This window comes from Bartonella sp. AC329YNZD, assembly GCF_042196685.1.
Classification (GTDB): domain Bacteria; phylum Pseudomonadota; class Alphaproteobacteria; order Rhizobiales; family Rhizobiaceae; genus Bartonella.
In genome coordinates, this window is sequence record NZ_JBHIQS010000019.1 from 19,567 (window position 1) to 27,170 (window position 7,604).

At 36.4% G+C, this 7,604-nt stretch carries 5 protein-coding genes and 1 pseudogene; 2 read left to right on the plus strand and 4 right to left on the minus strand.

Translation table 11 applies throughout. The features are described 5' to 3' along the window. Positions 1-407 precede the first annotated feature (407 nt). On the plus strand, positions 408-3,161 hold the full coding sequence (locus tag ACFIMW_RS07865) for an autotransporter outer membrane beta-barrel domain-containing protein (RefSeq protein WP_375608700.1): 2,754 nt from the start codon (positions 408-410) through the stop codon (positions 3,159-3,161). A gap of 1,135 nt (positions 3,162-4,296) precedes the next feature. Here ACFIMW_RS07865 and ACFIMW_RS07870 read toward each other — a convergent pair. Genes ACFIMW_RS07870 through ACFIMW_RS07885 form a run of 4 tightly spaced genes read right to left on the minus strand, consistent with a single transcriptional unit; the run spans position 4,297 to position 7,113 of the window. Then, complete coding sequence (locus ACFIMW_RS07870; RefSeq protein WP_375608701.1) at positions 4,297-5,559, minus strand: acetyl-CoA carboxylase biotin carboxylase subunit family protein; 1,263 nt, start codon at positions 5,557-5,559, stop codon at positions 4,297-4,299. Further along, entirely contained in the window at positions 5,556-6,503 is a 948-nt protein-coding gene (locus tag ACFIMW_RS07875) for a DMT family transporter (RefSeq protein WP_375608702.1), read from the minus strand. Before ACFIMW_RS07875 ends, ACFIMW_RS07870 begins: the two co-directional genes overlap by 4 nt. Next, complete coding sequence (locus tag ACFIMW_RS07880; protein ID WP_375606678.1) at positions 6,500-6,697, minus strand: hypothetical protein; 198 nt, start codon at positions 6,695-6,697, stop codon at positions 6,500-6,502. Before ACFIMW_RS07880 ends, ACFIMW_RS07875 begins: the two co-directional genes overlap by 4 nt. Before the next feature lie 41 nt (positions 6,698-6,738). Beyond that, complete coding sequence (locus ACFIMW_RS07885; protein ID WP_375608703.1) at positions 6,739-7,113, minus strand: hypothetical protein; 375 nt, start codon at positions 7,111-7,113, stop codon at positions 6,739-6,741. 6 nt (positions 7,114-7,119) lie between these two features. Here ACFIMW_RS07885 and ACFIMW_RS07890 point away from each other — a divergent pair. Then, positions 7,120-7,604, plus strand: a pseudogene (locus ACFIMW_RS07890) (hypothetical protein); the annotation flags it as partial.

Consider the following 7,604-nt stretch of genomic DNA (forward strand, 5'->3'; position numbering starts at 1 on the left):
TTATTTCATAGTGTTGTGTTTTTATTAAGACATTTTGAGTTTTTAAATCTTAACAATTATTCTCATTTTATTGTATTTTTATTTTTGGGTAGTGAAAGAAATTTAAGATTATATCTCTCCAAAGTTTGCCTTTCTTCAAGTTTTTTTGAGATTATTTTTCCGACACTTTGTGTTGCCATTCTCAGCAATTGGGGGATTAGTTCTTTAAGAGAGCGTAATCCTAAATGGTATTATTAAGTTTTTTGTTCTTTCTTTACATAAAATACAAAACATATTATGAAATGCTGTCATTTATCAGTAAAATAGTAAAATAACTTTGTTTATTTTATTCTTATCGTATTTAATGTATGGTTTATTTTTTACCGGCATTTTTTGTGTTTGTTGAGAAAAAGAAAGTTTTGAAAATAATGATAAGCAAGGTATCTAAAAATCGCTTATATTCGTGTGTTTTTACGGCAGCTATTTTTTCTTTTTTGTTAAACACAAATATTGAGGCACATTCTCGTTCATTTGTATTACTGTCATGTGATGAAAACAAATTACCTTATGAATGCAGAGATGGTGCAAAGCATACAATTAGTGATAAAATATATAAGTTCACTGCACCTGTTAAAGAAAAGAATGGGGAAGGTAGTTCTCTCATATTGCCTGCTGCTATAGTAGTACAGGAGCCTAATACAGTTATTCAGGCAATGCGTGTAGAGGTTGAAGGAATTTCAGGTATAGAAGATATTTATGGTGCTGTTGTATCACGAGGGGGAAGAATTGTTTTAAGCGATTCAGCTTTTAAAAATGTATCAGTAGGTCTTAAAGCTGATAGTGGAATAATTGAGGTCAATCGTGGAACAATTGAAGCTTCTCATATAGCTGCTTATGCAGAGAAGCAAGAAGCAGCTGTTAGGTTAACGAATACAAAAATTAAAGTAGAAGGTCAGGGTATTGGTCGAGAGAGTGCTCTTTTCGTTGGTGCTGATGCGGGCATTCAGATGACGGGTGGATTTATTGATGTAAATGATGCCGCTGCACTTTATGTGGGTATAAGGGGAAATGCAACTTTAGATGATGTTACCATTACTTCAAAACGTCAAAAAACAGAAGATAAAGAAAATACAAATGAAAAAATTGCGTATACAGTTTTCAATGTAGACCAGCGTGGTTCTGTTTATTTGAAGAAGACTAATATTGTTTCTACAAATGTTCATGTTTTAATGGTTGGACAAGATTCTAAGGCACAATCCAATGTTGGCTGGAATGAAAATATTTTAATTTCGCGGGTTAATATTGAAGATTCAACAATTAAGGCAATCGGTAACAAACATGGTATGCATTTTGAGATGGGGGGAGGGAACAATGCGTACGAACAAGGACTAGTTTTTTTGAAAAGGACGGTTTTTGAGGTTGCAGATGGAACAGCTATTCATAGTCATAACAGTCGTAGTTATATTGCAGTAACAGAAGGCACAAAAATTTTTGGTGACTTATTATTAACAGCTGAAAAGGGGGGGGCTGTAGCGATTTTGGCTGATTCTTCTTCATTGATAGGAGGAACTCGTGTTGCTGATGGTTCTATTGCTGAGCTTTATTTAACAGGAGGATCAAAATGGTTCGTAACAAAAAGAAGGGCGATAGATTCACATATTGCAAACCGTACAAGTTCATTTATTTCATTTGTAAAACTTTCTGATAGTTTGATTGCTTTTGAAACGCCAATGTTTCAGGAGTATCAGACACTTTATATTGGGAAGGGAGAGAAAGAAGTTTATAGTGCGCAAGATAGTGCAGATATTTATCTCAATACACATCTCAGTCGTGATGGTTTGCTTGATAATAAACAGACTGACCGACTTTTGATACATGGTGATGTTTCTGGGAAAACCACAGTTTATGTGCAATTTGTTCCAGGAAATCAGGGGGAGATAGCAACCGGTGAAAAGGCTCATAGTATTTCACTTATTCAGGTTTCTGGAAAAGCGGCAGAAGATTCTTTTCAGTTAGATCGTGCTTATATTGCATTAGAGGGTTTGCCTTACCAATATTATCTTCATGCTTATGGTCCGAATTCTTCTCTTGGAAATGCACAAACTTCTCAAAGATTGGTTGAAGGAGATGGAGACTTTTGGGATTTCCGCCTTGAAAGTAAATATATTCAGCCTGTTTTAGAGGTGTCTGCTATTCCCCCTTCTGAGTTAAAGGTCAGAGAGGTTGTTCCACAAGTTCCGACCTATCTTTTGTTACCAAATGCTTTGTTTCATGTTGGACTCATGGATATTCGTCATCAACAAAAACAGTTGCAAGCTACGCGGTATATTTCTCGTAAATTGTTAAAAAACGAAGAGAATTTTGCTTTATCTATTCACAGTTATGGTGGGCGTTATCGTTATGTCTCAGATCTTTCTACACTTAAATATGGGTACGATGGTCATGTTGATTATAACGCTATAAAAACAGATATTTTGCTCAAAACAATAGAAAGCGCATATAGTACGACATTTTTTGGGATTATGGGAACCTATGGAAAGCTTTCCTTACAACCTCGTAACGTGGAACGAAGCCAAAAGAGTACGTTTAATAAATGGTCATTTACGGCATACGCTAGTGTGGAAAACAACACTGGTTTTTATGTAGATGGTCTTTTATCTTATGGTTTGTTTAAAGGGGATGTGCTTACCCATGCTTGGGGTAAGACGGCGACATTAAAAGCAAGTCCTTTGAACGTTTCCTTTTCTGCTGGTAAAGTGTTTATGACAGGATATGAAGATCTTATTTTTGATCCGCAACTTCAGCTTATTTATCAACATCTTCAATTTAATAAGTTTCGTGATATTGATGGATTTGATGTTGAGATGAAAAAAATAGGTCAATGGTTGGTGCGTATCGGTGGGCGTTTAAATAAAACATTTTCAGCATCTGAAAAGGATCGTATCACTTCTTTTTATGGCAATATTCATCTTACTCATTGTTTTGATAAAGAAAAATTTGTTCATTTTAAAGATGTTTTCCAGTTGAGTTCTTTTGGTTCTTCCTTAGAGGTTGGCTTGGGTGTCAATTCACAGTTTTCTTCTAAAGTTACACTTTACAGTGATCTTGGCTATCAGCATACGTTAACAAAGGCGGGTTTTTCTGGAGTTCGTTTTTCTGGTGGATTGCGCTATCATTTTTAATCACTCTTTTTAAAAATAATAAATGTGATTTTCAAAATCTTGTTCTGTTGTCGAGAACTAAAACCATTGTTTGTGCAGAATTTTTTAACAATAGTCCCATGTGCTTTAATAAATATGAAAGTATCACGTTGATTTATTTTTATTGAGTATAGCATTTCTTAAATGCTTTTAAAAAATTGGTCTATTAGATTTTAAATTTTTTTGTCTTGTTTTGGCTATAAATATTTGGGATACCTTCGTTATCATCTTTTTAAAAGAACAGCATTGTTATCTTATTATGCCATAAAACACCGTTGTGTAAGGTATGCTGATATCAGGCATGAAAAAAGGCAGGGGAATATTGTTTGTGCTGATTGAGAGCCTTTGCTTTTAAGGATATGTGAAGGGAAAGAATGCACAACTCTATAGTTTCATGGATAATGGGCATTTTTCTACTTGTAAATTTTGCAAAAAGCGTTTTTGAAGCTTTGGAATCGAGTGTATTATTGTAAGTGGGGAATAAGAAAAGTGGCAAAGTGTGCTTCCTTTCACCATAAGATTCACTATCTTCAATTTTAAAATCAAGATAAATCCTTTGAAGAAATTGTTAGAATTGTTGCTGAATAGATGAATAAGACCGTTGTTTTGTTTGTTAAATAGAGATGAAATATAACTTTTAAATCAGAGTGAAAGTGGTAAGATTTTCTTCTTTCTTTGAGGCGGGGGGAGAAGAGGTTGATCATATCGAAAAAGTCGATGACAAGTTTTCTTTATGATTTGAAATATGGAGATATTGAAGAGAGTCTATTAAAATGGGGTGTAAAAGTAGATCATCGCTTCCTCAATCATTAGGTTTTGAAAAGGATAAAAGAAATATCTTTATCGGCTTATTGATAAATATGGTATTTCCAGTGGGTGCAGTTTTACGCGCTTGTTTTAAGAAGTTTTCTCAACGTTCCAAAAGTCCTTTCGCGACGGCATTTTTGAATGGTCTAACGGTAAATCCATTGAGCCTCCCATCTTTACGCTTATGAAGTAACAAGCTGGCACCATCACACACTTTGCCAGCCTCCAATGTTTTTTGCTACAGCTCTTGTCGTAAGATGATGCATAAGAGGCATTTTTACTCCTTTTGTAACGTGTAAGAAAATGGTTTTTATAAGTCAGTATTTTGCCATATGATGTTTAAAGTGTCATCAAGCCATTTATGGTAATTGCACGCTTCTTTGTTTGAGGCATGAACAGAGAAAATAAAGCCAGGATATCCACCAAATGCTGGTGGAGGTGGTGAAATATGATCCGTTTCAAAGAAAATGATAGTTCTGCTAGTTTGTGGATGTTGTACGACCTTATCGAGACCTAAAAATCCAGAGAAGCGTCCATACCCATGAAGAGGAATAATATAATTTGCAGCCACTTTTTTAGCTGGGAGGACATCAGGAAGATCTAAATTTTGTTCAGCTAAAGCGGCATTCATACAGAGTTTTGCAAATGAAATTCCTGTACCTTGTTCTACAATAAAATGGGAGACACCTGACCCACCTATACGAGCGCCGATCTCAATGATATAAGGTAAATTATTAGCATCTAGGCGTAGCTCTACATGGGCAGCTCCCATATTTATACCAAGAGCTTTGACTCCAGAGCATGCAGCCTCACATAAAGCAATAATTAAAGGATCATCTATATCACAGCGTTGACGATAAATTGTTTCTTCAAACCATGGTCCTTCAGGTTGTCCTTTGTCGCCAACGGCTAAAACATGCACACCTGTTGTATCAACAAAACATTCTACGACAAATTCTTTTCCTGGCAAATATTGTTCTACAATTAAACCTACAGGTTTATTTTTATCATTAAAACGTGCCATATCTTTATGCTGAATATTCCATACAGCTTTGATGAGCTTAGAAAATTCTTCAGGATTTTTAGCTAACATGACGCCTGTACTCGCCCATCCAGAGACGGGTTTAATAACGAGCGGATAGTCTAAGGTTTGTGTTTGTGATAGGTCTTCTGGATTATCTATATACAGAAATTTTGGTGTTCTTAAGCCTGCTTTAGCAAAAGCTTGACGCATGAGATATTTGTTTCTGGTTAATGCTGCTACTTCTGGTTCAATACTTGGAGTGTTGATTTTTTTGGCAGCCAAAGCTGTCCATAGAATGGCTTCTTCGCGAAGGGTCATAACCCCAGCAATATTGCGTTCTTTTACGCCTACTGCAAAAGCGTCTAGAGCTGCCTCTGGCTTATCAAAAACAGGAAGTTGCCAAGTTTCACTGACTGCTGCGGGGTGTTGAATAGGAGCGCTTTCAGCGGTATCATAGATCATTACTAATTCGATATTAGCTGCTTGTGCTGCTTCAAATATAAACGGGAGCTTTGTATTGCGCTGGCAAACTAACGCGAGTTTTTTCATTTTGTTTCCTTATTAAATTTGGAATTTGTGGCACGACGTTTTTGTTGCCATCCAGATACCTTTGATGCATCTATAAATAAGAATGTCATTCCTATAACAGCCATCATCATAGCAATTATTTTGATAATGTTGAGAGAAGGGCTTGAGCCGATTATCCATTCACATGTAACCACTGCAAAAGGGGATAATACGCCAATAGTGTTGGCGTATAATACACCTCCCTCAGCTAAAACTTTTTGGTACAAAACGTAAACTGGTGCCGAGCAAATAGTTCCTAAAATCAATATCTTAAATACATCTTCTAACTTAAGATATAAGAGTGGGGCAGGATCAAAAATGAATAATGGCATAAATGATGCGGCAGAAATTGTTGTAATCCAAGCCAGTGAGGTGAGCAAAGGTAAATGTTTAAGATAACGTTTAGACAATAAGCCATAAGCAGAGTAAGAAAGTGCTGCTGTTAAGGCAAGACCTACTCCTATCAGGTTATAATATCCACCTTCTCCACTGTTTATATTGAATGCTACAGCTGCTACACTGACAATTATCACTCCACTAAGCTTCAGCCATGAGAATTTAAGGACATTTGTCAATGCACCTAATATATAAGTAATCCCTGGAATAGTAGCGAGCACCATGGTTAAATCACTAGCTTTGAGTGATTTTAATGCACCAAAACTGCATACAAAATACAGCGAAAATCCTAACACTGAGAGAATAAAAAAAGCAGGTATCATGGAAAGCAATGGTAGGGATCTGAAAACGGCTTTCTCACGAAATAGTGCAATTAACCATAAGGTGGCAGCAGTGGCAAACAACCTAAGTCCAACTGCATGCATGACGGGTATATTGCTAACCAAATTCTTAGATAATAACCAACTTATGGAAAACAATGCTAGAATAGCAAAGGTAAATAGGAATAACCGTCCTTTTAAGAAACTCAATGATTTAATCCCACAATAATGTACTGTGCATAAGATGATGTTGAAAAGTTAAATCGTGACTTTGAGGTCTGTGGTTTTCCAAGATTATCTTGGATATAATCCTTAGCTCCTGCCAAATAAGCATCATCATCTAATGCTTCAAGTGCTTCTATAGCTGCAATCATCAATGCTATTACTTGTTTGAGATGCTCCAAATTAAAGATACCCCTTGATCCGTTTCAATCAATGCTTTGTTTCACATCAATATTTCAAAAAGCAAGATCCCTGTACCAGCATCGAATGTCATATGCTGATCAGAATCTTTTGGATAACGAAATATGCGTTCTAAGAGGATAAATTCAGTTATTTCTTTCCAAAACTTTGAACAGTCTTCTAGCATAATACGCACTGTAACTAAGTTAACTTTAATTTCTTCTAGAAGATCTGTAAACCAATTTAATTTTATATACAGATTCTTATCTAATGGTTGCGGTCCAGTATGATGTGCATAGTCATGATAATACCCCCATAAACAGTGAACATCGTAAATGTCTTCTTTAGATAAGTTACGACTATGCAATTGACTGAACAGGAATTTACTATCTCGACCGAGTAAATTTTCAGCTTTCACAATTGTTTGCTTGTTGTAAATATCAAAGAGTTTGCTGAACAGACAAGCAAGAATGCTTGTGATGAAGTCAAGCAAACGATAGGTGATATTAAAAGCGTTGCAGAAACGGCATTATCGACAGCCAATACAGCCAAGCAGAAAGGAGATGAGCTAAGCCAACAAGCCTCAGAAGCATTGACGAAGTCTGGTGAAGCGAAGACCTTATCAGAAGAAGCAAAGGTTAAGGCAGAAAGGGTGGAGATTATTGCGACGGAAGCGAAAAATACAGCAGATAGTGCAACAGCAAAAGCGGCGCAAGCGCAACAGGGTGCAACAGAAGCAACGCGAATAGCCAACGAAGCAAAAGCAGCAGCAGAACGGGCGACGAGTGTTGATAGACAAGCGGTAAGTGCTGGTGCAGAAGCAGTCAAGAGTCTAGCGGAAGAAGCGTTGTCGAAAGCCAATGAAGCGAAAAAGGGAGCAGATAAGGCAGAAACATTAGCTAATGAAAG

What these genes read in the sequence shown, in the direction of transcription:
- ACFIMW_RS07865 (WP_375608700.1), top strand. Translation starts at nt 408, where the DNA reads ATGATAAGCAAGGTATCTAAAAATCGCTTATATTCGTGTGTTTTTACG.
- ACFIMW_RS07870 (WP_375608701.1), bottom strand. Translation starts at nt 5,559, where the DNA reads ATGAAAAAACTCGCGTTAGTTTGCCAGCGCAATACAAAGCTCCCGTTT.